This is a genomic window from Variovorax sp. LG9.2, assembly GCF_035018885.1.
Taxonomy (GTDB): Bacteria; Pseudomonadota; Gammaproteobacteria; order Burkholderiales; family Burkholderiaceae_C; genus Variovorax.
The window spans coordinates 1-22,422 of sequence record NZ_JASJXB010000025.1; the positions used below are offsets into that span (position 1 = coordinate 1).

At 63.2% G+C, this 22,422-nt stretch carries 23 protein-coding genes and 1 tRNA gene; 13 read left to right on the forward strand and 11 right to left on the reverse strand.

The annotated features are described in order from the left end of the window. Window positions 1–203 precede the first annotated feature (203 nt). Window positions 204–458, reverse strand: coding sequence for a helix-turn-helix transcriptional regulator (locus QN413_RS20455; RefSeq protein WP_323498415.1), 255 nt, complete (start codon window positions 456–458; stop codon window positions 204–206). A 192-nt stretch (window positions 459–650) separates the two neighbouring features. Between QN413_RS20455 and QN413_RS20460 the strand changes: the two genes are divergently transcribed. Then, window positions 651–727 (forward strand) — tRNA-Arg (locus tag QN413_RS20460). A gap of 515 nt (window positions 728–1,242) precedes the next feature. Here QN413_RS20460 and QN413_RS20465 read toward each other — a convergent pair. Next, a complete protein-coding gene (locus QN413_RS20465) occupies window positions 1,243–1,638 on the reverse strand; it encodes an FHA domain-containing protein (RefSeq protein ID WP_323498416.1) in 396 nt (131 codons plus the stop codon). 121 nt (window positions 1,639–1,759) lie between these two features. On the opposite strand from QN413_RS20465, the gene QN413_RS20470 reads away from it, so the two are divergent. After that, on the forward strand, window positions 1,760–1,987 hold the full coding sequence (locus tag QN413_RS20470; protein ID WP_323498417.1) for a hypothetical protein: 228 nt from the start codon (window positions 1,760–1,762) through the stop codon (window positions 1,985–1,987). 319 nt (window positions 1,988–2,306) lie between these two features. Further along, window positions 2,307–2,999: a nitroreductase gene (locus QN413_RS20475; protein WP_323498475.1), complete on the forward strand. Its 693-nt coding sequence runs from the start codon at window positions 2,307–2,309 to the stop codon at window positions 2,997–2,999. A gap of 33 nt (window positions 3,000–3,032) precedes the next feature. Here QN413_RS20475 and QN413_RS20480 read toward each other — a convergent pair whose 3' ends face one another. Beyond that, window positions 3,033–3,854, reverse strand: coding sequence for a crotonase/enoyl-CoA hydratase family protein (locus tag QN413_RS20480; protein ID WP_323498418.1), 822 nt, complete (start codon window positions 3,852–3,854; stop codon window positions 3,033–3,035). A 97-nt stretch (window positions 3,855–3,951) separates the two neighbouring features. On the opposite strand from QN413_RS20480, the gene QN413_RS20485 reads away from it, so the two are divergent. After that, window positions 3,952–5,808, forward strand: a complete 1,857-nt coding sequence (locus tag QN413_RS20485) for a PhoX family phosphatase (RefSeq protein WP_323498419.1) — start codon at window positions 3,952–3,954, stop codon at window positions 5,806–5,808. An 83-nt stretch (window positions 5,809–5,891) separates the two neighbouring features. Here QN413_RS20485 and QN413_RS20490 read toward each other — a convergent pair whose 3' ends face one another. Beyond that, window positions 5,892–6,059, reverse strand: a complete 168-nt coding sequence (locus QN413_RS20490) for a hypothetical protein (protein WP_323498420.1) — start codon at window positions 6,057–6,059, stop codon at window positions 5,892–5,894. 255 nt (window positions 6,060–6,314) lie between these two features. Then, window positions 6,315–7,010 carry a Bax inhibitor-1/YccA family protein gene (locus QN413_RS20495; protein ID WP_323498421.1) on the reverse strand — a complete coding sequence of 232 codons (696 nt, stop codon included), beginning with the start codon at window positions 7,008–7,010 and terminating at the stop codon, window positions 6,315–6,317. Between the two features lie 163 nt (window positions 7,011–7,173). Between QN413_RS20495 and nhaR the strand changes: the two genes are divergently transcribed. From nhaR to QN413_RS20510, 3 genes are all read left to right on the forward strand, one after another. Further along, window positions 7,174–8,070, forward strand: coding sequence for a transcriptional activator NhaR (gene nhaR, locus QN413_RS20500; protein ID WP_187051662.1), 897 nt, complete (start codon window positions 7,174–7,176; stop codon window positions 8,068–8,070). Window positions 8,071–8,127: 57 nt separating this feature from the next. Beyond that, on the forward strand, window positions 8,128–9,549 hold the full coding sequence (gene hydA, locus QN413_RS20505) for a dihydropyrimidinase (protein WP_323498422.1): 1,422 nt from the start codon (window positions 8,128–8,130) through the stop codon (window positions 9,547–9,549). A 114-nt stretch (window positions 9,550–9,663) separates the two neighbouring features. Next, window positions 9,664–10,656, forward strand: coding sequence for a LysR family transcriptional regulator (locus QN413_RS20510; protein WP_323498423.1), 993 nt, complete (start codon window positions 9,664–9,666; stop codon window positions 10,654–10,656). Between the two features lie 34 nt (window positions 10,657–10,690). Here QN413_RS20510 and QN413_RS20515 read toward each other — a convergent pair whose 3' ends face one another. Beyond that, window positions 10,691–11,662 carry a hypothetical protein gene (locus QN413_RS20515; protein ID WP_323498424.1) on the reverse strand — a complete coding sequence of 324 codons (972 nt, stop codon included), beginning with the start codon at window positions 11,660–11,662 and terminating at the stop codon, window positions 10,691–10,693. Window positions 11,663–11,759: 97 nt separating this feature from the next. Here QN413_RS20515 and QN413_RS20520 point away from each other — a divergent pair, with 97 nt between their 5' ends. Next, a complete protein-coding gene (locus QN413_RS20520) occupies window positions 11,760–12,476 on the forward strand; it encodes a cold shock and DUF1294 domain-containing protein (protein ID WP_323498425.1) in 717 nt (238 codons plus the stop codon). 35 nt (window positions 12,477–12,511) lie between these two features. On the opposite strand, the gene QN413_RS20525 is transcribed toward QN413_RS20520, so the two are convergent. Beyond that, a complete protein-coding gene (locus QN413_RS20525) occupies window positions 12,512–14,884 on the reverse strand; it encodes a YgiQ family radical SAM protein (protein WP_323498426.1) in 2,373 nt (790 codons plus the stop codon). Window positions 14,885–15,108: 224 nt separating this feature from the next. Here QN413_RS20525 and QN413_RS20530 point away from each other — a divergent pair, with 224 nt between their 5' ends. After that, entirely contained in the window at window positions 15,109–16,062 is a 954-nt protein-coding gene (locus tag QN413_RS20530; protein ID WP_323498427.1) for a bifunctional helix-turn-helix transcriptional regulator/GNAT family N-acetyltransferase, read from the forward strand. Window positions 16,063–16,078: 16 nt separating this feature from the next. Here QN413_RS20530 and QN413_RS20535 read toward each other — a convergent pair whose 3' ends face one another. The 4 genes from QN413_RS20535 to QN413_RS20550 form a co-directional block, all read right to left on the reverse strand. Further along, window positions 16,079–16,861 carry a 3-hydroxybutyrate dehydrogenase gene (locus QN413_RS20535; protein ID WP_323498428.1) on the reverse strand — a complete coding sequence of 261 codons (783 nt, stop codon included), beginning with the start codon at window positions 16,859–16,861 and terminating at the stop codon, window positions 16,079–16,081. Window positions 16,862–16,924: 63 nt separating this feature from the next. Further along, a complete protein-coding gene (locus QN413_RS20540) occupies window positions 16,925–18,085 on the reverse strand; it encodes a patatin-like phospholipase family protein (RefSeq protein WP_323498429.1) in 1,161 nt (386 codons plus the stop codon). 171 nt (window positions 18,086–18,256) lie between these two features. After that, entirely contained in the window at window positions 18,257–18,706 is a 450-nt protein-coding gene (locus QN413_RS20545; protein WP_323498430.1) for a CHRD domain-containing protein, read from the reverse strand. Window positions 18,707–18,811: 105 nt separating this feature from the next. Beyond that, window positions 18,812–19,756, reverse strand: coding sequence for a YihY/virulence factor BrkB family protein (locus tag QN413_RS20550; RefSeq protein WP_323498431.1), 945 nt, complete (start codon window positions 19,754–19,756; stop codon window positions 18,812–18,814). A gap of 89 nt (window positions 19,757–19,845) precedes the next feature. On the opposite strand from QN413_RS20550, the gene QN413_RS20555 reads away from it, so the two are divergent. The 4 genes from QN413_RS20555 (at window position 19,846) to QN413_RS20570 (ending at window position 22,390) form a co-directional block, all read left to right on the forward strand. Beyond that, a complete protein-coding gene (locus tag QN413_RS20555) occupies window positions 19,846–20,445 on the forward strand; it encodes a chromate transporter (protein WP_323498432.1) in 600 nt (199 codons plus the stop codon). Further along, window positions 20,442–21,059, forward strand: a complete 618-nt coding sequence (locus QN413_RS20560; protein ID WP_323498433.1) for a chromate transporter — start codon at window positions 20,442–20,444, stop codon at window positions 21,057–21,059. Before QN413_RS20555 ends, QN413_RS20560 begins: the two co-directional genes overlap by 4 nt. A gap of 63 nt (window positions 21,060–21,122) precedes the next feature. Continuing rightward, a complete protein-coding gene (locus QN413_RS20565) occupies window positions 21,123–22,100 on the forward strand; it encodes an aldo/keto reductase (RefSeq protein WP_323498434.1) in 978 nt (325 codons plus the stop codon). A 119-nt stretch (window positions 22,101–22,219) separates the two neighbouring features. After that, window positions 22,220–22,390, forward strand: coding sequence for a hypothetical protein (locus QN413_RS20570; protein WP_187051650.1), 171 nt, complete (start codon window positions 22,220–22,222; stop codon window positions 22,388–22,390). The last annotated feature ends 32 nt before the right edge of the window (window positions 22,391–22,422 follow it).

Here is a 22,422-nt window from a genome sequence, read left to right on the forward strand (position 1 = left end):
TAAATTTTTAACGAACTGTTTACTCAACATCTTCTGCCGAGTAACTCGCTTCGCTGTGATCAGCGCAGCCTTAGATTATGCCATCGTTTTTTCATACTGGTCAACCATGGAGTGAAAAAAGATTTCGGTATCCATCGTTGCCCACCGTGCCCCCAGGTCAGTGCCCCTTACCTGTCGACCAAGCGACTGGTAGGGAGGGGTGATCAGGAGGCAGGCCGATTCACCTCTATCGACATACCGTACAACGCCAGCATGCCGAGCGCGTGCCCAATCGCGACGCCCGGCTGACCCGATTCAATCCGTGCGATGGTCTGCACATGCACACCCAAACGAGCCGCGGCCACTGCCTGCGCCTCGCCAGACCTGATGCGTCCCTCCTTCGCTGCAACCCCTATGTTCTTTATCGCCATGAGAGCGTCGTCGCTTATATCAACCGAGATTCGCTTGCCTTGAGCCATCGCCGCATTGTCCCAGCATGCCGCAACCGTGCACTGAGAGGCAGTCGACGCGAAGCTCGCGTTCGCAAACCATGCTTTCTCTCGCGATGAGCCCTCTGACAACTGTCCGCTGGCGCGCGCTCGTCGGATGGCTATGGCCACATCACTGACCGGCCGATTTGGTGGAAGCTGCGCGGCATAATCGCGTCGCAGCTGTCCGTAGCTCAGTTGGATAGAGCACCGACCTTCTAAGTCGGTTGTCGCAGGTTCGATCCCTGCCGGGCAGGCCATGCGGCACAGCGAGCAGCCGCTCCTGTTGTTGCCGTCACGGCTCACGACCAGAGAGCGACACCCTAGCGCGCTCACACTGCACGCACGCAACGTGGCAGTCCAACCGTCTCGCGGCCGCAAACGAATACCTTCGCTATATTTTTTGCAGAGCCGAGCGCTGCCTACCGTGTTCGAAGGCTCCTCTCAGAAATCTCATGAAACATGCGAATCATCGACAGCCGTTTGATCAAATCATGAATTTCCAGAACTACGTTTCGCCGATCGTTCGCGTCATACCCGGGCAGTACGCGGGCTTGCCGTCGCAGTTCGAAGGCCCGACCCGCGTCGCACAACCTGGCTCGCATCGAGCCGATCAAACGCACTGTGAGAGTCTTGCCCCGTTTGGCCTGCGGAGATCGATCTTCATAGGAACCCCCTCAAGTCTTTTTCGGCACAGCCGATATAGATAGTGGTTTCTCCATGGATCTCCTAACCAAAGATCTTTGAGCCCGCGATGAGCGGGCTCTTTTTTTGGTCAACGCCGAAGCGACTCGGTCCGGCCAGTCGGGTCATGGCGTCGCGACGCCAGCGCGCTGTGCATCGAGGCGAGGTCAAGCGTTACGGTGGCGGACTCGCGGGCCCCGACGGGCTCCAGGAAGCGCAACCTGTAGTCACCAATCACCACCGTGTCGCCATGCTCGAGTCGGTAGCAGACCACTCGCTCGTCATTGACGAAGGTGCCATTGCTGCTGCCCAAGTCGCGCACCCACACTGAACTCCCCTCTTTGATCAGCACTGCGTGACGACGGCTCACACGGTTCGAGTCGATGACAACGACGTTGTCGGCATCGCGGCCCAATGTTGTTTTACCGGCGCGCAGCGATACCTGCTTGATGAGGCCGCGGTCGGACATGACGATCATTCGGGGCATGAAGACTCCTCAGGTTTTAATGCTTTGAAATGTAGGCGGCGATTCATCGAGTCAAACGACGAATAAGGCCCGATATTCACACCCAATTGCAATGAACCCAACTCCTCTTCTTTTCCGAAGCATGCATACCCAGCCGCTGCTGAAGTCGTGCCTTCTGTTGACCGCGCTTATCGCAGGCTGCAGCGTGCCCGTCACAGGCGTCATCCGGCTCTACGACGGGTTGCTGAAGGCGCCAACTCAGCAAGAAGCCGAAGCCTTCTGCGCCAAAGACGGTGCGCCGTTTCGTTTGGTCAAGCCCGAAGACGCAGCGCTGGACGCGCATCAGGGCGCGCTGTTTCGCTGCGACTGAGCAGCCGATCTGTCGGCCACGCGTCAGTCGATACCGACCCGCAACAACGCATATTTCTACCCCCGCACCTTCACCAAACAGCAGCATGTAAATTCTCAAATCGGAAGGAGCAACCATGCCGAAGGGTGACAAGTCGTCGCATGCGAACAAGCAAAGGCGCCAAGCTGAACAGATCGAACAGGGCTAGGAAGATCGTAGTGAGCGAAACGCGCAGAAGCATCGATGGCAAAGATGGTCTGCAGTGAACGTCCGGCCGCCCGCTCTGGTTGAATGCACGAGCGCGGCAAAGGCCCGCTCCACGTTCGACCCCGGAACCCGTATGCAAGTACAAGAAGCAGTCACCAGCCGCCGATCCATTCGCGCTTTTCTTCCCACCCCGGTGGCAGGCGAAGTCATTCGACGCGTAATCGAAATGGCGGCACGATCGCCTTCCGGCGGAAATATCCAGCCGTGGCATATCGACATTCTGGCCGGCGAGCCGCTGGCCGAACTCAAAGCGACGATGCAGCGACGGCTGCTGGCGGAACATACGCAGACAGAACGGGTGTCCGACGCTGAAGCCCCGGCCTACGAGGTCTATCCGAAGTCGCTGCCTTCACCGTGGCGTGAAAGGCGCTTCGGCATAGGCGAAGCAATGTACGCCCGCCTGGGCATTCCGCGCGATGACAAGCCGGCGCGGCTGCGCTGGTTCGCCAACAACTTCGCTTTCTTTGGTGCGCCGATGGCGCTCTTTTGCTCGGTCGATCGTTTGATGGGACCACCGCAGTGGTCGGATCTGGGGATGTACCTGCAGACCGTGATGCTGCTTCTGCGAGAAGAAGGGCTCGATAGCTGCGCGCAGGAAGCCTGGTCGCTCTATCCGAAAACCGTGGGGCGCGCTTTGAACCTACCCGCTGAGCGCATGCTATTCGCCGGTATGGCGATCGGTTGGCGGGACTCGGCGCACCCTGTCAACGAGTTGGTAGCCGACCGCGCACCGCTGGACGAGTGGGCGCGATTCATCGGCGTGTGATGCTGGCAAGGTCCCACCTGAAGTCCTAGTAGCCTAGATGCGTATGAACGTCGGCGCCCGTCGCTCGATATTGGCCCGCACGGCTTCGCTCTGGTTCGCACTGCCGATCAGCGCCTTCTGCTCGACCGATTCGGCGAGCAGCATCTCGGCCGCGCTGTGGCTCAGTGACGCATTCAGCAGCCGCTTACCGGCGCGGATCGCATGCGGACTTTTGGCGGCGATGTCGTGGGCCATTTGCAGTGCATCGGCCAAAGGCTCCGCCGATAGACGCGTTGCAAAGCCGATTTTCAGCGCCTCTTCGCCGCTGAAAATACGGCCGGTGAACGTGAGCTCGCGCACCACGTCGGTCCGCGCCAGTTCGCGCATGAGCACCATGCCGGCCATGTCGGGCACCAGGCCCCATTTGATTTCCATGACCGACATCTTCGTGTCGGGTGCGACGATGCGGATGTCGGCGCCCAGTGCCACCTGCAGTCCACCGCCGAAAGCAACGCCGTGTACCGCAGCGATGACAGGTACCGGCACATCGCGCCAGGTCATCGCCACCTGCTGCGCCGCATTCGAGAGCCCATGCGTGCGCACCAGCAGATCGGCACCAGCGGCGCCCTCACCCAGCACGTTGACGCTGCCCTGGTCCATGCGCTCGAACGACTGCATGTCGAGCCCGGCACAAAAGGCCTTGCCGCGGCCGGAGATCACGACCGCGCGCGCCTCGGTGTCCTTGCGCAACCGTTCGCCAGCGTCGATGAGCGCGTCAAACATCGCGGAATCGAGCGCGTTCATCTTGTCGGCGCGGGCCAGTTGAAGTTCGACCACGCCATCTGGGTGGCGGGTCCATTCGATGCGTTCGCTCATCACTGTCTCCTTCTTTTGCGGTTGTGACTTTGCCTCAGAGTATCGCGCCGCAGCACTCGTCGACACGCTCGACCTTGCCCGGCGATGATGTCGGTCCATGACTTTCGACCGCCGCCAATTCCTCCAGTCCGGCGCTGCCGCCGTCGTCGCCCTTCTCGGGCAGGGCTGCGCCCTCTCCGGCTCGGCTTCTTCATCCGTGCTCGGCTTCACCTCCGTGCCCGCCACGTTGCGCGATGCCGTCACCGTCCCGCCCGGCTACGTCGCGCAGGTCCTCTACCCGTGGGGCTCGCCCACCGGCGTTGCCGGCGCCATGCCCGCCTTTGCAAGAGATGCATCGAACAGCGCCGCTGAACAGGCCGTGCAGGCTGGCATGCATCACGACGGCATGCACTTCTTTCCGCTGGGTTCCAGTGGCGACCGCGGCTTGCTGGTGATGAACCACGAGTACACCGACGAACAGTTGCTGCACACCAACGGCGTCACCCAGTGGACCGCGGAAAAAGTGCGCAAGTCGCTGCATGCGATGGGCGTGTCGGTGATCGAGATCGAGCGGCGCCCTGAAGGCTGGCGCCAAGTCCTTCCCTCGCCCTACGCCCGCCGTGTGCACGGCAATACTGCCATGCGCATTGCCGGCCCGGCAGCAGGTTCACCACGGTTGCGCACGGCCGCCAACCCGACCGGCGACCAGGTGTTCGGAACCTTCGCAAACTGCGCGATGGGCGTCACGCCATGGGGCACCTACCTCACCTGCGAGGAAAACTTCCACGGCTATTTCGGCGGCCCCAAGGAAGCAGCGGCACGCATCGACGCGGCACAGCAGCGTTACGGCATCGTCCCCGGATCGCAGTGGGCCGAGTACTGGCGCTTCGACGAGCGCTTCGACATCACGAAGCATCCAAACGAATCGAACCGCTTCGGGTGGGTCGTGGAGATCGATCCGTTCGACCCGACCGCGGCACCCGTCAAGCGCACTGCGCTCGGCCGCAAGCGGCAAGAGAGCGCGACCTGCACGACAACCAAAGACGGCCGCGTGGCCGTGTACATGGGCGACGACTCACGCTTCGAATACATCTACAAGTTCGTGAGCCGCGAGAAGATCCGGCAAGGCACCGACGCTGCATCGCGCGCAGCCAACCGCACGCTGCTGGACGACGGCACGCTGTACGTGGCGCGCTATGACGAAGGCGGTCGCGGCCGATGGCTGGAACTTGCGCACGGCAAGAACGGAATCGACGCCGCCGCAGGCTTCGCATCGCCTGCCGACGTGTTGGTGCATGCGCGGCTCGCCGGCGACGTGGTCGGAGGCACGAAGATGGACCGACCCGAATGGATCGCGGTGCATCCGCAATCCGGCGAGGTCTACGTCACCTTGACCAACAACAGCCAGCGCGGCACGCCGGGCCGTCCGCCGGTCGACGCTGCCAACCCGCGCGCAGTCAATATCTTTGGCGGCATCCTGCGCTGGCGCGAAGATGGCAATGACGCTGGCGCGACGTCGTTCGACTGGGACCACTTCGCACTGGCCGGCGACCCCGCCCTGCACGATGCCGAAACGCGGTACCCGAGCAAAGAAGCCGATGCCTTCGGCTCGCCCGACGGCCTGCACTTCGACAGTGGCGGCCTGCTGTGGATCCAGACCGACATCAGTGGGCAGGACATCGGCAAGGGCGCGATGACCGCGCTCGGAAACAACCAGATGCTGTGCGCTGACGTCGCGACCGGCCGCATCAAGCGATTTTTAGTCGGGCCAAACGGCTGCGAGATCACTGGCTGTACATCGACGCCCGACCGGCGCACGCTGTTCGTGAACATCCAGCATCCGGGCGAGCGGCGCGACGACGGCACGGGCGAACCCAGCAGCGCGTGGCCCGATGGCACGGTGCCGGGAACTGTTCGGCCGCGATCTGCAACCGTGGTGGTGCAGCGCGTCGACGGCGGCTTCGTGGGAACGTAGTCGGCGCAAAGCGCTGCTGCCTGCACCGGACGTGGCAGGTGTCAGGCCTTGCGAACCATGGACAGCACCGACCCGGCGTCGAGCTACCTGGCCTTGTCGCGCATCTCCGGCAAGTAACGCGTCTGCAGGCCCTGCGCCTCCTGCACGACGTCGGCGTACGCGTCTTTGAGCAGCTGCGTCGACAGCGTGCGGCCGCCGGCGTAATAGCGCTTGGCAACATGGCCGAGCGCATAGGTCGTCGCGAAGCTCATGCCCGAGCTGACCGCCTGATTCGCAGTACCGCTCCAGTGCTTGACGTGGCGGCGGCAGTGGCGGCGATCGGTGCCGAGGCCAGTTCGTCCGCTTGCTGAGTGAATTCGGCCACCGCGCGAGCCTCCAGGCCGAGAGAGCTCGCCAGGTCGGCGAGAAAAAAGCCGCTCGGCGTTGGACTGCGCACCATCGGCATCGCACACGCACACCACCATTGCATAAGTTCTTGCGACGTGATGTTCATTCGTCTCTTCCCCTTATTCTTCCTTGCCGCCACCAATGCCCAGCAGTGCCAACACCGAGGAGAACACGTTATAGAGGCTCAGGTAGACGCCCAGCGTGGCGGTGATGTAGTTGGTTTCGATACCGTCCTTCACGCGCTTCAGGTCGTGCAGGATGAATGCCGAGAAGATGCCGATCGCCAGCACCGACAGCGTGATCATCAACGCGCTCGACTGGATGAAGAAGTTGGCGATGCCCGCGACCAGCAACATGATCACGCCGATGAAGAGCCACTTGCCCATCGAAGACAGGTCACGCTTGATGACCGACGACAGCGTCGCCATGCCGAAGAAGATTGCACCCGTGCCGGCGAAGGCCGTCATGACCAGGCCTGCGCCGTTTGCGAGGCCGAGCACCGTGCCCACCAGCCGCGCCAGCATCAGGCCCATGAAGAAGGTAAACCCGAGCAGTACCGGCACGCCGGCCGCCGAGTTCTTGGTCTTTTCGATCGCGAACATGAAGCCGAACGCGCCGACCAGAAAGACGACCAGGCCGATGCCCGGCGACATCGCGCGCGCAATGCCGGTTTCGATGCCAACCCATGCGCCCAGCACCGTCGGCACCATCGATAGCGCCAGCAGCCAGTAAGTGTTGCGCAGAACCTGATTGCGTTGATTGGTCGTCGACATTCCCGCTTGCGGGGCACCGAAGACTTGAATGTTTTCGTTCATGATTTTTCCTTGGTGGTTGAACAACGCGCTCTCGATAAAGATCGCGCGATGCAGCCACTCTAGGCGCGCGAAGCATTCGGGAAAAGTCGAATTTTTGACACGATCGTTTCGCTTTTTGCTTAACATGACCGATTGATTGCCCACTTCAAAATCGCCTCGCGTCATGAACTTCAAGCATCTCCACTACTTTTGGGCCGCGGCCAAGGCGGGCGGCATCGTGCGCGCCAGCGAGCAGCTGCACATCACGCCGCAAACGCTGTCGGGCCAAATCAAGCTGCTTGAAGAGCGGCTGGGCTGCCATCTGTTTCAAAAGAGCGGGCGCGGCGTCGAACTTACGCCTGAGGGGCACACCGCCCTGAGCTATGCCGACCAGATTTTTTCGCTCGGCGCCGAGCTGGAAAGCGCACTCGGCAATCGCGGCGAGAGCGGCCGGACGCTCAACTTCCGCGTAGGCATTGCCGATGCCGTACCCAAGTCGATCGCCTACCGCTTGCTGGAGCCGGCGCTCGCCATTCCGGAGCAGGTCCGCCTCATCTGCCACGAAGGCAACTTCCGCGATTTGCTCGGTCAGCTGTCGGTGCAGCGCCTCGACCTGGTAATTGCCGACGAAGCCATGGGCAAGCAAACAAGCGTCAAAGCTTTCAACCACACGCTGGGCACCACGGCGATGAGTTTCTTCGCATCGGGCGACCTCAAACGATCTCTCAAAGGAAAGTTTCCGCAGTGCATGGACGGTGCACCGATGCTGATCCAGGGCGCCTCGTCGGCGGTGCGGCAACGGCTGGACTTATGGCTGGCAGAGCACGGCTTGCGACCACGCCTCATCGGCGAGTTCGACGACGCGGCGCTGCTCAAAGCCTTCGGCGGCGAAGGCCGCGGTGTCTTCATGACACCGACCGTGCTCGAAGACGAAACCTGTGCACAGTACGGCGTCGAAGTGATCGGTCGCGCCGCGGAGCTGATCGAAGAGTTCTTTGCCATCTCGGTCGAGCGGCGCATCACGCATCCGTGTGTGGTGGCGATCACCAAGGCGGCACGGGTGAAGTTCTCGCGGAATTGAATACATGAAGGCTGAACAAGGTTCGCGCACGATCCTTGCAAGATGTCGAGCCTGATGATGATGAAAACCAAATTCGACCTTGTCGTGCGCAACGCGCGCGTCGTGACCGCCGCAGACACCTTCGACTGCGACATCGGCATTCATGCCGGACGCATCGTTCAACTGGGCGCCGACCTTGGACCTGCCGCGCGCGAGATCGACGCGGCAGGCCGCACTGTGACGCCCGGCGGTGTCGATGCGCACTGCCATCTCGACCAACCGATGCCGCCGCCGATGCGCAATGCCGACGGCTTCGATTCAGGCACACGCTCCGCGGCTTGCGGCGGCACCACCACCGTCATTCCGTTCGCAGCGCAGCACAAGGGTCAATCGCTGCGCGCCGCTGTAGAAGACTATCGGGCACGCGCGGCAGGCAAGGCACACATCGACTATGCCTTCCACCTGATCGTCAGCGATCCGACGCCGACGGTGCTGAAAGAAGAGTTGCCCGAACTCATCCGCGAAGGCTTCACCTCGTTCAAGATCTACATGACCTACGACGACATGAAGCTCGACGACGGCCAGATCCTCGATGTGCTCGATGTTGCGCGCCAGCAGGGTGCGATGGCAATGATTCATGCCGAAAACGCCGACTGTATCGAATGGCTGACCAAGCGACTCGAAGCCGCCGGCCGCACGGCACCGCGCTTCCATGCGCACTCGCGACCCATGCTGGTTGAGCGCGAGGCCACGCACCGCGCCATCGCACTGGCCGAGCTGGTCGACGTGCCGATCCTCATCGTGCATGTATCGGGGCGCGAAGCGGTGGAGCAGATTCGCTGGGCGCGTGCGCATGGGCTCAACGTGTTCGCCGAGACCTGTCCGCAGTACCTGTTCCTCACTGCCGAAGACCTTGGTATCGACGACAGCTACAAGGGTGCGAAGTGCGTCTGCAGCCCGCCGCCGCGCGACAAGGCCAACCAGCAGGTGATCTGGGACGGGCTGAACGATGGGCTCTTCACGGTGTTTTCTTCGGACCATGCGCCCTTCAAGTACGACGCGCCGGAAGGCAAGAAGCCGAACGGCGAAGAGGTCGCGTTCCGCCACATCCCCAATGGCATTCCGGGGCTGGAAACACGCATGGCGCTGCTGTGGTCCGAAGGGGTTTTGGCCGGCCGCATGACCGCAAATCGTTTCGTCGAACTCACCGCAACCGGGCCGGCCAAGGCCTACGGCCTGCACCCACGCAAAGGCACGATAGCCATCGGCGCCGATGCCGATCTGGTGATCTGGGACGAGCGCGAGTTCACGCTGACTAACGCCCAACTGCATCATGAAGTCGACTACACGCCCTACGAAGGCATGCGCCTGAAGGCATGGCCCGGCATGACATTAAGCCGTGGCGAAGTGGTGTGGGACGGCACCGAATTTCATCCGCGGCCGGGTCGTGGCGAGTTGTTGGTTTGCGGTGAGCCGACCTTGATGCCGAGGAGGCGGTAGAGGAGCAATCAGCTTCGTACGACTAAAGGCCTGCATTCGGCGCCGTTCGGCGCGGTGGCACGCCAATCGCTAAGGGAGAGGGCACGGCACCAAAGTCGTGCGCTCAACCTAAACATGTCACGACCCGACGACCCCTTCGATACCGCTCTGTTGCGCGTCTTCAGCATCCTGATGACGGAGCGCAGCATCTCGCGCACTGCCACGCGGCTCAACCAGTCTCAACCGGCTGTCAACGCCACGCTGAAGCGACTGCGGGAGATCTTCGGCGACCCCCTGCTCACGCGCGACCATCAACTGCTGGTGCCGACCGAGCGCGCACTGCAACTGGAGTCTTCTGTGCGGTTAGTGCTGGGCGAGCTCGACGTGTTGCTGGCGACCGGCGATGCGTTCGACCCGGCTACCACGCGACAAACTTTCCGCATCGGCACGCCCGACTATCTGGCGCCACCGCTGATGGCCGCGGTGGTCAACTACCTGCGAACGACAGCCCCTGGCGCACGCCTTATCCTGCAGCCGCTCGGTGCCGAGTACGACTTCGACACCGCACTGGCCGAAGGCGAACTCGACGTCGTCATCGGCAACTGGCCGCAGCCGCCGGAGCACCTGCGCACCACCCTGTTGCTCGAAGACGAAATCGTCTGCCTGATCGACCGCGACCACCCGGCCGCGGGCGACTTCAGGCTGGCCGATTACCTGCAGGGCGCGCATGTGCTGCCGCTGCTTTACAGCACCACGCAACGCGGCGTGGTCGAGACGCATCTCACATCGCAAGGCATGACGCGCACGCCGACGGTGACCGTGCCCTACTTTGCAATGGCGCCACATCTGCTGCCCGGCACCGACTTGATCTTCACGACCAGCCGGCACTTCGCGCAGCACTTTGCGGCCATCCTGCCGCTGGTGGTGGTGCCCTCGCCCATCGGCTTTCCGCCGATGCGCTTCTATCAGCTGTGGCATGGGCGCACGCAGCACGCACCGGGTCAGATCTGGTTCCGGTCGCTGCTGTCGGCAGTGGTGCGCACCGCCAGCGCGACCCGGCATTTGCGGACATCGCCACAGCCGCCTCTTCCGCCGCTTCCGGACCCGCAAGCAGCGGTTCGCGGCTGAGCGAGCCTGCGGGTTCGACTGCATGCCTCCATCGTCATCGGTCGCCGGTGCCCTGCCTGGACCTCGTCCGCTCCCGATCGTCTCGCTTCAGCGCGAGATAGGTCTCGATATCGACCTCGTGCAACTGGCGCGCATAGCGTTCAGCGCCGTTGTACCAGTGATGCAGCCGCCGCTCGAACTGCTGGCCCGGCGGCGCTGCGCGCTCGGCCAGATAAGCATCGAGCGTGAGGAAGTAGCGCATGGCGTTGCGCTCGACCAGGCCGCGCGTGCCGCGAATGTATTCGGGCTCAGACCCTGAGCCTTTGCCGACGATCGTGAAGCCGACCTTGTCACTGCCGAAGGTCGCCAAATAGGCCTGCGTGGCCAGGCGCGCCATCATGTTGTGGTCGTAGCTGTAGCTGAAATGCACGAATGTCTTGTGCTCGTCGATGGCCACGGCCTCGAGCGAGACGCGATAGTTGCTGGTGCCCAGAGGCCCGCTCGGCGCCGACATATCGACCTCGAGATGGTCGGCCTCCGAATGAACTACACGGTAGGCGAACGGCAGCTCGAAGGCGCTTTCGGGCGCCTGGTCGTAGGCACGCACCACGCTCAAGGTGAGCGTCCGGGCGCCGGCCGTGGCCCCGGTCGTTTCGCCGGTCGTCTTGCAGCGCCGATTGTTGATATGCAGCAGCAGCAGCTCACACCAGTGCGACGCGCTTTTCAGCGTTGCGCTCACCTCGGCGATCGGGTGATCGACCACCGCGTAGACGTCGCCCTTCAGCCCGTCCGCTGTCTCCGCCGAGTCAAGCTGCAGCGGTCGACCGAAAGCGTTGTGCGCGAGCTTCTCGCTCATGCGCTGGTAGGTCGCGAGCAAGGGAGGGGACCCCGTCTGCGCGGCTTCAGCCGAGGTCGAAGGCGGCACCCACTCGGTCGGCGCCGCCGCCAGGCAAACCGTCGTGCTCGCCGCCACGCCGACCGCGCAAGCGGCGATCCAGGCGTTGCAGATGCGGTGCGACAGGCTCATGCAGCAACCATACAACGGCGGCCGGTTCGATGCTCGGCCACACCGGGGCTCGAACAAGGGAGAATTCCGGACCACTTCCACCAGCGCCACAAATTCAATGAACCGACAAGGCACGCTCGTTCGATGGGAGAAAGACCGGCGCTTCGGCTTCATTCGATGCCCCGACATTTCTGCCGACGTCTTCGTGCACCTGCGCGATTTCCACGACCGCGGAGTGAACCCGGTGGTCGGCATGTCGTTGGTCTTCGAAGAGATTCACGTCGGCGGCAAGGGCCCTCGCGCCGTAGCGGTTAGAGCCGTCGGTGCGGCTGCCTTCCGCGCACACGGGGCGCACGACATGGCGCCAATGCATCCCGCTCGTCCGACCTCCCGTGCCCGCCCCGCTTCGCCTGCAACGCGCGGAAACCGTACCGGTAGCGGCCAGCGTCGCGGTGGCTCGGGATCGACTTCCTCTGCGCTGCCCGGCGCTGTGTTGATGGTCTGCTACGCGGCTTTGCTGGGCTTCGGCGTCTGGGCCGGACGCGTTCCACTCATCGCGGTCGGCGTGCTTGTGCTCATCAGCCTCTTCACATTTTTCGTTTACGGGTTCGACAAGAGTGCCGCGGAAAACGGACGATGGCGCACCGCCGAAAGCACGCTCCACCTGCTGGCATTGCTCGGCGGATGGCCGGGTGCCTGGTGTGCCCAGCGGCTGTTCCATCACAAGTCCCGCAAGACGAGTTTCATGGTCGGGTACTGGACCACAGTGGTGGCCCATTTCGCCGCGGCAACCGCATGGATCGTTCGGCTGCCGGCCGGGTGGCCCGTGCTCTGAACACTGCGCGTGAGCGCAGGGCGTAACTGGGCCGGTCAGCGCGGCCGGCGAATGCCGCGCGCCGATCGCGGCGCCGGCGCGGAGCCGTTGTCGCGCGGCGGCAGGCCGGTGTGCTGCGTCAGCATGCGGCCGGGCGCCGGCTTGACGGCCAGCTTCACCGGTGCGGTGCTCTGAGTGCTCGTCGGCGCCGCGCTCGAATTTTTCTTGCGAGCACTGGTGTAGCTGCCGTCGGTCAATGGCTGCCAGGTCGGGATCAAGTGGTGCTTGCCATTGCCGATGAGGTCGGCGCGGCCCATCGATTTCAGCGCCTCGCGCAGCAGCGGCCAGTTGTTGGCATCGTGGTAGCGCAAGAAGGCCTTGTGCAGCCGGCGTCGCTTGTCGCCACGCACGATGTCGACCGTTTCACTGTCACGCGTGATCTTGCGCAGCGGGTTGCGGTTGCTGTGGTACATCGCGGTCGCAGTGGCCATCGGCGATGGATAGAAGGTCTGCACCTGGTCGGCCCTGAAGCCGTTCTTCTTCAGCCAGATCGCGAGGTTCATCATGTCCTCGTCGCTGGTGCCGGGGTGCGCTGCGATGAAGTACGGGATGAGGTATTGCTTCTTGCCCACCTCCGCCGAGAACTTCTCGAACATCTGCTTGAACTTGTCGTAGCTGCCGATGCCCGGCTTCATCATCTTGGTGAGCGGGCCCTGCTCGGTGTGCTCGGGCGCGATCTTCAAGTAGCCGCCGACGTGATGCTGCACCAGTTCCTTGACGTACTCCGGGCTCTGCACGGCCAGGTCGTAACGCAGGCCCGAACTGATCAGGATCTTCTTGATGCCGCGCAGCGAACGCGCGCGGCGGTAGATCTTGATGAGCGGATCGTGGTTGGTACCGAGGTTAGGGCAGATGCCGGGATACACGCAGCTCGGCTTGCGACACGCCTTCTCGATCTCGGGGCTCTTGCAGCCCAGCCGGTACATGTTGGCCGTAGGTCCGCCGAGGTCGGAGATCGTGCCGGTGAAGCCGGTGACCGAGTCGCGAATGGCCTCGACCTCCTTGATGATCGATTCTTCGGAACGGCTCTGGATGATGCGGCCCTCGTGCTCGGTGATCGAGCAGAAGGTGCAGCCGCCGAAGCAGCCACGCATGATGTTCACGCTGAAGCGAATCATTTCCCACGCGGGAATCTTTGTGGCGCCATCGTGGCTGCCGGCTGCGTCGGCGTAGTTCGGATGCGGGCTGCGCGCATACGGCAGGTCGAACACGTGGTCCATCTCCGCCGTGGTCAGCGGGATCGGCGGCGGGTTGATCCACACATCGCGCGCCGTGGCGCCTTCACCGTGCGCCTGCACCAACGCACGGGCGTTGCCGGGGTTGGTTTCGAGATGCAGCACCCGATTGGCGTGGGCATAGAGGATCGGATCGGCACGGACCTGCTCGTACGACGGCAGGCGAATCACCGAACGGTCGCGCGGCGGTACCTGGATCTTGACCCGCGCGAAGAGCGCGGGGTTTGGCATGAATGTCAGCGGTCTGATGGCCGGATTGGCTTCTGCCGCTTTATTAGCGGTTTTGGCCACGGCGTCGGCTTCGTCTTCGCGCGCGCACGTGGCCCCGTTCGCCTTCGCCTGGTCCGACACCATCAAATACGGATTGACATGCGCCTCGACGCGACCCGGCTCATCGACGCTGGTCGAGTCGATCTCGAACCAGCCTTCAGGCGTCTCGCGACGAACGAAAGCGGTGCCGCGCACGTCGGTGATGTCATGCACCGGCTCCCGTGCGGCAAGCCGATGCGCGATCTCGACGATGGCGCGTTCGGCGTTGCCGTACAGCAGCAAGTCGCACTTCGAGTCTGTGACGATCGAGCGGCGCACTTTGTCCGACCAGTAGTCGTAGTGGGCGATGCGTCGCAGGCTTCCTTCGATGCCGCCGAGGATGATCGGCACGTCGTTCCAGGCTTCCTTGCAGCGCTGCGAAAAGACGATGGCCGCGCGGTCGGGACGCTTCCCGCCGATGTCGCCGGGGGTATAGGCGTCGTCGCTCCGGATCTTGCGGTCAGCGGTGTACCGATTGATCATCGAATCCATGTTGCCCGACGTCACGCCGAAGAACAGGTTTGGTTTGCCGAGCGCCTTGAACGGCTCGGCGCTTTGCCAGTCGGGCTGCGCGATGATGCCGACCCGAAAGCCCTGCGCCTCCAGCATGCGGCCGATGACCGCCATGCCGAAGCTCGGGTGGTCGACGTACGCGTCGCCGGTGACCATCACGATGTCGCAACTGTCCCAGCCGAGCGCTTCCATCTCCTTGCGCGACGTCGGCAAGAACTTGGCCGTGCCGAAGCGGGCCGCCCAGTACTTGCGGTAGCTGGTCAGCGGCTTGGCGGCGCGAGCGAAAAAGGAGACGTCGACGGGGGCGTTCATCAGGGGCAAAAAAACTGGGGGCCGGTGCGGCCGGCGATGCGGATAGAGAGAAGGTCGCAAACTGCTCGGCGAGCGCCTCCGGGACTTGAGAGGGAAGCCTCAGGCAACCCGCTATTGTAAGTCGGCACTCTCTTTTTGTCGCCCTTGGCAACCATAGTCCGGCATTCGGCGGGGCAATGCGCCCGCATCGCAACTACTTGCCTCAGTCAATCGATTTGTTGACAATGGCATGCATGTTCCAGACTTCGACCAGTGTGCCGACCGCCTCCGTCAAAGCCGTGCGACGCTTCAACCGCTTCTTCACCCGCCGCATCGGCGTGCTCGATCCCTATCTGGGCAGCGACCTGTCGCTCACCGATGTGAGGGTGCTCTACGAACTGGCGCACCGCGAAGCACCCGTCGCCAGCGAACTCGCGCGTGACCTGGGGCTGGACGGCGGCTATCTAAGCCGCATCTTGCGGCGCTTCGAACAGGCCGGCTGGCTCACACGCAGTGCCCACGCCAACGACGCGCGCCAAAGCGTGTTGACCATCACCGAAGCCGGCCGCACGGCTTTTGAACCCCTGCAGCAGAGGTCGCGCGACGAGGCGGCTGCGCTGCTGGCATCGCTCGATCCCGCACGCCAGCAGAAAGTGGTGACCGCCATGCAGCAGATCGAAGCCTTGCTGGAACCGCAGCCTGCCGATGCCATCAAGCCCCGCACTGCCCTGCTGCGCGACCCGATACCCGGCGACATGGGCTGGGTCGTGCAACAGCACGGCGAGATCTACTGGCGCGAGTACGGCTGGAACAGCGAGTTCGAAGCGATGGTGGCCGACATCGCCGCGCAGTTCATCCGCAAGTTCGACCCGCAATGGGAGAAGTGCTGGATCGCCGAGCTCGAAGGCGAGCGCGTCGGCGCGATCTTCGTTGTCCGCAAATCGGCCACCACCGCGCAACTACGTATGCTGCTGATCACGCCCGGCGCCCGCGGGCTCGGTCTGGGCGCTCGGCTCACCGACGAATGCATCGCCTTCGCGCGCGCCAAGGGCTACAGGAAGATCGTGCTGTGGACCAACAGCTGCCTCGTTGCCGCTCGCGGCATCTACGCCAGACGCGGCTTCGAGCTGGTCAAGTCCGCGCCGTATGAAGGCTTCGGACAAAAGCTGGTGGGTGAGACCTGGTCGCTGAAGCTTTAAGCGACCTGCCCGACAGTTACTGCATGAACCAGCCGTGGCTGACGACTAAGGACTGCCCGGTCAACGCATTCGTCTTGAAGCCCGCGAACATCAGCGCTACCTGCGCCACGTCGTCGGTCGTTGTGAACTCGCCGTCGACGGTTTCCTTGAGCATCACGTTCTTGATGACTTCCGCCTCGGTGATGCCGAGCGTTTTCGCCTGCTCGGGAATCTGCTTTTCGACGAGCGGCGTGCGCACGAAACCGGGGCAGATCACGTTGGCGCGCACGTTGTACTTGGCGCCTTCCTTGGCAACCGTTTTGCACAGGCCGATGAGGCCATGCTTGGCAGTCACATAGGGTGCCTTGAGCAGTGACGCTTCCTTCGAGTGGACCGAGCCCATGTAGATCACGCTGCCGCCGCGCCCTTGCGCATACATGTGCTTGAGGCACGCGCGCGTCGTCAGGAAAGCACCATCGAGGTGAATCGCCAGCATCTTCTTCCAGTCGGCGAAGCTGAACTCTTCGATGGGATGAACGATCTGGATGCCGGCGTTGCTGATGAGGATGTCGATGCCGCCGAAGACCGCAGCGGCTTCTTCGACGCCTGCGTTCACCTGGTCTTCGTTGGTGACGTCCATGCCGACACCAATGGCTTCGGCGCCCGTGGCCTTGAGCTCAGCTGCCGTGGCGTCCGCTGCTTCCTTGTTTAAGTCGGCGATGACGATCTTGGCGCCTTCCTTGGCGAACACGATGGCAATTTCCTTGCCGATGCCGCTGGCCGAGCCGGTGATGAAAGCGACTTTGTTTTTGAGTTGCATGAGAATTCCTTAAATGAGTAAAAGTTTAAATGCGGGACGGGGCGGTCTTTGCACTTCGGGAGCTCACGTACTGCCGGAGCGGGCGGTGCCCGCACGCGTGTCCAGGCTGGGCTTGTGCACGCGCAATGCGTCGGGCTCGGTCAGGTCGTAGGTGGTCACGCCGTTCGCACTGGTCGTCTTCAGCCAGTCCGGATGCGCAAGCGTGTTGTTCATGTCGCGCGCGCCGGCCTCCCAATGCTCGGTGACTGTCGTGCGAGAAAACTCATAGTCTTTCGAGTCGAGTTCATAAGGCCGGTTGCGGTAGATCAGATGAACGATGTCGATCGGCTTGTGCGTCATTTGTGCGCTCAGCGCTTCCACGCTCTTGTCGTTGCGCAAGGCGGCAGGAAGCTTCTTGATGAGGTCGGCCAGTGCCTGTTGCAGGTTGACGTTGGCCGACACCGCATCGGTGTTCATCCGCGTGCGGCTCGAATAGATGATGTCTTTTTGCCGTTGCGACACTTCGGCCAGTGTCTGCGGCATGACGCCGCGTGCGCTGAACAAGTCGACCTGAAGCACCACCAACGGCTGCGTGCGCGGATGGACGTCAAGAACATATTGCAGCGGCGTGTTCGACACGATGCCGCCGTCCCAATAGTCTTCGCCATCGATGTGCACCGGCGGAAAACCGGGCGGCAGCGCGCCGCTCGCCATGATGTGTTCCGGAGTGATCTTCTGCGCAGTGTTGTCGAAGTAGATCGAGTTGCCGGTGCGCACATTCACCGCGCCCACGCTGATGCGCATGGCGTCTTTGCGGTTGATGCGGTCGAAGTCGACGAAGCGCTCGAGCGTCGACTTGAGATCCGTCGTGTCGCAGTAGCTGAGCACCGGCGCAGAGCTGCCCAGCAGCATGGCGGGGCCGATGCGCGGCTTGAAAAACCCCGGAATTCCGAAAAACACCGCTGACGCCGCGCTCCACTGATTGAGCATCATGCGGTCGCCAAGAACCGACGGCAGTTGCTGACCCGGTCCCGACGAGAGAAGGTCCCAAAATCCCTTGAGCTTGTCGATGCGTTCATTGGGCGCGTTACCCGCGATGATCGACGCGTTGATGGCACCGATAGAAACACCGGCCACCCAATCGAGAGATTGATAGCGCTCGAACAGTGCCTCGCAGACGCCTCCCTGATAGGCGCCCAGCGCTCCTCCGCCTTGCAGCACGAGCGCCTTGGTGGCCTGGCCCATGTCGGATGCGGGTGCCGGAGCAGACGAAAGCCCCGAAAGCGCTGCGCGGGGAGCGGGCGGATTGCGGGGCTTGGAAGTCTGGCGGGGCGCGGGAACGGGCGAAGGCTTGCTTGTGCTCATTCCCGCATTGGACACCGCGTTTCTGACAGCCGGCAGGCCGGCTCCGAGTTTTTACTTCGGCAACATCTGTCCGCGGATTTCGCCGCCGGGATTGGCCGCGGTATGCACGTTGGCATACCACTTGCCAGCCATCAGATCTGCCGCTTGAGCCGGGGTGAGCGTTGCGGTTCCTTCGATAGGGGTGGCCGGGCTGGTGAAAGGCACCACCACACCGGCGTTGGCGCCAGCGACTGCGGGACCATGAAAGTGCGCCGCAGTGGCGGGGCCGCTCAGGCCCGAATAGGTGACCTTGTACTTCAGCACGTTGGTGCCCTTGTCGAGGGTGGCTTCGGCCATGCCGCTGCCGCGCGTCATGTTCGGAGGCATTTCGCTGGATGCGTTCATGGCGCCGCTGAAGCTGGCAGTGTTGGAATTCATGCCCATCATTCCGCAGCCGGCGAGCGCCATGGTGGCGACGCCTGCGACGAAGGTTGCGCGCAAAGAGGTGCCGTATCGGTTCATTGGTTATCTCCTGGATTGAGTCGAAGTGACTTTCGAGCATAGGCAATTGCGGAGCCGGCGTCATGTCGGCAAAACGCGCGACTTGATCAGAAGGCGATGGACCCCTCAGCCGACTTTTGCCGACCCCAGCGCTTCGCCGCGCGTAGGTGATGGCCGGCCATCGGCCGGCCGCGCCGCTGCGTTCTTGAGCGAACCGAACGTGTGCGCATAGACCCAGGTGAACTCTGCCCCCAGCAAAAAGATCTGCGCCGAGTAGTAGACCCAGACCAGCACAACGACCAGCGAGCCAGCCGCGCCATAGCCCGACGCCACGCTGCTCTTGCCGATGTACAGGCCAATCAGGTGCTTGCCGATGGTGAAGAGCAGGGCCGTCACCGCCGCCCCCACCCACACGTCGCGCCACTGCACCCGCACGCGCGGCATGATCTTGTAGATCATCGCGAAGACGACCGTCACCATCACGAAGCTGAAGACGAAGTTGACCGCTTGCGCCAGCGTGGCCCAGCCGCCGAACAACGGTGACCACCATTTGCCCAGCGCGGCCAGTGCCGCGCTCGCCACCAGCGACACCATCAGCAAAAAGCCGATGCCCATGATCATGCTGAACGACAACAGCCGCACTCGAAGCAAGTTGAACAGACCCGTACTCTTGTCGCGCGCCGGCGCCCGCCAGATGCGATCGAGCGCATCCTGCAATTCGCCGAAAACGGTGGTCGCACCCAGTACCAGCAGCGCGATGCCGATCACTGTCGCAACGATGCCTTCGGTCGGCTTGTTGACCGCTTCCAGCATGCCCTGCACCGCCATCGCTCCTTGCGGACCCATGAGCCCCGACAGCTGCGCGAAGATCTCTCCGCGGGCTGCATCGCGGCCGAAGACGAGCCCCGCCACCGAGATGACGATGAGCAGCAACGGCGCGACCGAAAACACCGTGTAGTAAGCGAGCGCGGCCCCCATGCTCGGGGCGTAGTCGTTTGCCCACGAGGCGAAGGCCCGCTTCGACAAGTCGAACAGGGCACGAAGTTTTTCCGGGAGTTGCGGCAGTTGCATGCGCCGAGTATTACCCCCGGGTTAGGCAAAGCTGTCAGTCGTGCGCGCGGCCTGCTGACGGCCGTTTCGCCAACGATAATCTTCGACAAATGCAACCGGCTTCTTCCAACGTGGCGGCAGCGCCCGATCGCATGTCCCATCCCCTGCCCCAGGCGCCGCGCGATCTTTTCGTGTCGTTCACCTGGCTCGCGTTGCAGGGTTTTGGAGGCGTCCTCGCCATTGTCCAGCGCGAGTTGGTCGAGAAAAAGAAGTGGCTGACACCCGACGAATTTCTCGAGGACTGGGCCGTGGCGCAGGTCATGCCCGGGCCCAACGTCATCAACCTCAGCCTGATGATCGGTGACCGCTACTTCGGCTTGCGCGGCGCGGTTGCAGCGGTGGCTGGCATGTTGGCGGTGCCACTGGTCATCATCCTGACGCTCGCGATGGTCTACGCGCACTTCGCGACCAACCCGCAGGTCGCGGCCGCACTGCGCGGCATGGGTGCTGTGTCGGGCGGCCTCATCGCTGCGACCGGCGTCAAACTCATTCCGCAACTTCGCAAGCACCCGCTCGGTTTCGGCATTTGCCTCGTGACCGTGGCACTCGTCTTCGTGCTGATCGGCGTGCTGCAGATTCCGTTGGGCTGGGTGCTGCTGGTGGTGGGCGCTGCAGCGTGCGTCGCGACCTGGCGACAGCTGACGCCATGACCGACGCGGCAAGTCTCGCCATCGTCATGCACTGGCACGACTGGCTGGCACTCTTCGGGCAGTACATGCTGCTGTCGCTGCTTTCGATCAGCGGCGCCATCACCACGGTGCCCGACATGCATCGCTATCTCGTCGACCAGCACCACTGGCTGACTGCGACGCAGCTCAATTCTTCCGTCGCCATCGCGCAGGCGGCGCCCGGTCCCAACGTGCTGTTCGTCGCGCTGATGGGATGGAACGTCGGGCTCAACGCCGGTGGTGGCATCGGCGGCGGACCGCAGGCCTGGCTGCTCGGGCTGTTCGGCCTGGCGATCACCATGGTCGGCATCATGCTGCCGAGCACCACGCTCACCTACATCGCCACGCGCTGGGCGCACCGCAACCGTACCCTGCGCGAAGTGCGCGCCTTCAAGCAAGGCATGGCTCCTGTGGTGGTCGGCTTGCTGATCGCGACCGGATGGATTTTGTCGAACACAAACCACGTGAGCGTCACGCCGGCTTGGCACGTGTGGGCCGTGACGGGCGTGGCCGGCTTGATCGTCTGGCGCACCCGCATTCATCTGCTGTGGTTGCTCGGCGCCGGGGCCGCGTTGGGTGTGCTCGGCTTCGTTTAAATCCGGCTGCCAGCCCTGCACAGCAGTCCTTGTTACCTTCTCACCCACTCATTAGGAACACCCATGCAACTTCGTTCGCTCGGCCGCTCCGGCCTTCAGGTTTCTCCGATCGCTTTCGGCGGCAACGTCTTCGGCTGGACCGTCGACGAAGCCCTGTCGTTCCGCCTGCTCGATGCATGGCTCGACGCCGGCTTCAACTTCGTCGACACGGCCGACGTGTATTCGCGTTGGGTGCCGGGCCATACCGGCGGCGAGTCGGAGACGATCATCGGCAAGTGGCTGCGCCAGACCGGCAAGCGCAATCGCGTGGTGCTCGCCACCAAGGTCGGCAAGCCGATGGGCGACGACAAGGTCGGCCTGTCGCCAGCCTACATCCGCGAGGCGGTCGAGGCCTCGCTGACGCGGCTCAAGACCGACCACATCGATCTCTACCAGTCGCACGACGACGATGCCGAGACACCGCTGGCAGATTCGCTCGGCGCCTTTGCCGATCTCATCAAGGCCGGCAAGGTGCGCGCCATCGGTGCGTCGAACTACACCGCGCCGCGTCTGGCCGAAGCACTCGACCTTTCGGACAAGCTCGGCCTGCCGCGCTACGAGTCGCTGCAGCCGCTCTACAACCTGTACGACCGCGCGGTGTTCGAAGACGATTTGGAACCGTTGTGCCTGAAGCGTGGCGTCGGCGTCATCAATTTCTATGCGCTGGCAGCCGGCTTCTTGACAGGCAAGTACCGCAGCGGAGCAGACGCAGCCAAGAGCAAGCGCGGTGAGAGCACGACCAAGAAGTACCTGAACGCGCGCGGCCTTCACATCCTCGACGCGCTGGATGTGGAGGCGCGCAAGCACGACGCGACTCCCGGCCAGGTGGCGCTCGCATGGCAGATCGCGCGGCCGGCCATCACGGCACCGATCGCCAGCGCGACCTCGATCGAGCAGCTCGACGATCTGGTCAAGGCGGCCGAACTGAAGCTGGATGCTGAAACGATCGCGGCGCTCGATGCAGCCAGTACGGAATCCAGTGTTGAAGCGAAGGACGCCTGATCTGCCACCCGGCTGATCAGTAGGCAAGCTCCCACAGCGATTGGCGCCGCCTGCCATTGCGGCTATGGGCAGCGCTCTCGATACTTCGGCTATCGCAGTGTTCGAGAGAGAGGATTCCCATGTCATTCGCGCTTTACATGATCGGCTTTTTGATTTTCCTGGCTGGTCTCGCCTGGGGCGCGTCGGTCGCAGGCGTGCCGACGCTCTACATCGGCATTGGCTCGCTCATCGTGCTGGGCATCGGCATCTTCAGTGCGGTGAGTCGCACCCGCGGCAAAGACCCGTCCTGAATCTTTACCGCACAGCCCCAAAGCCAGCACCA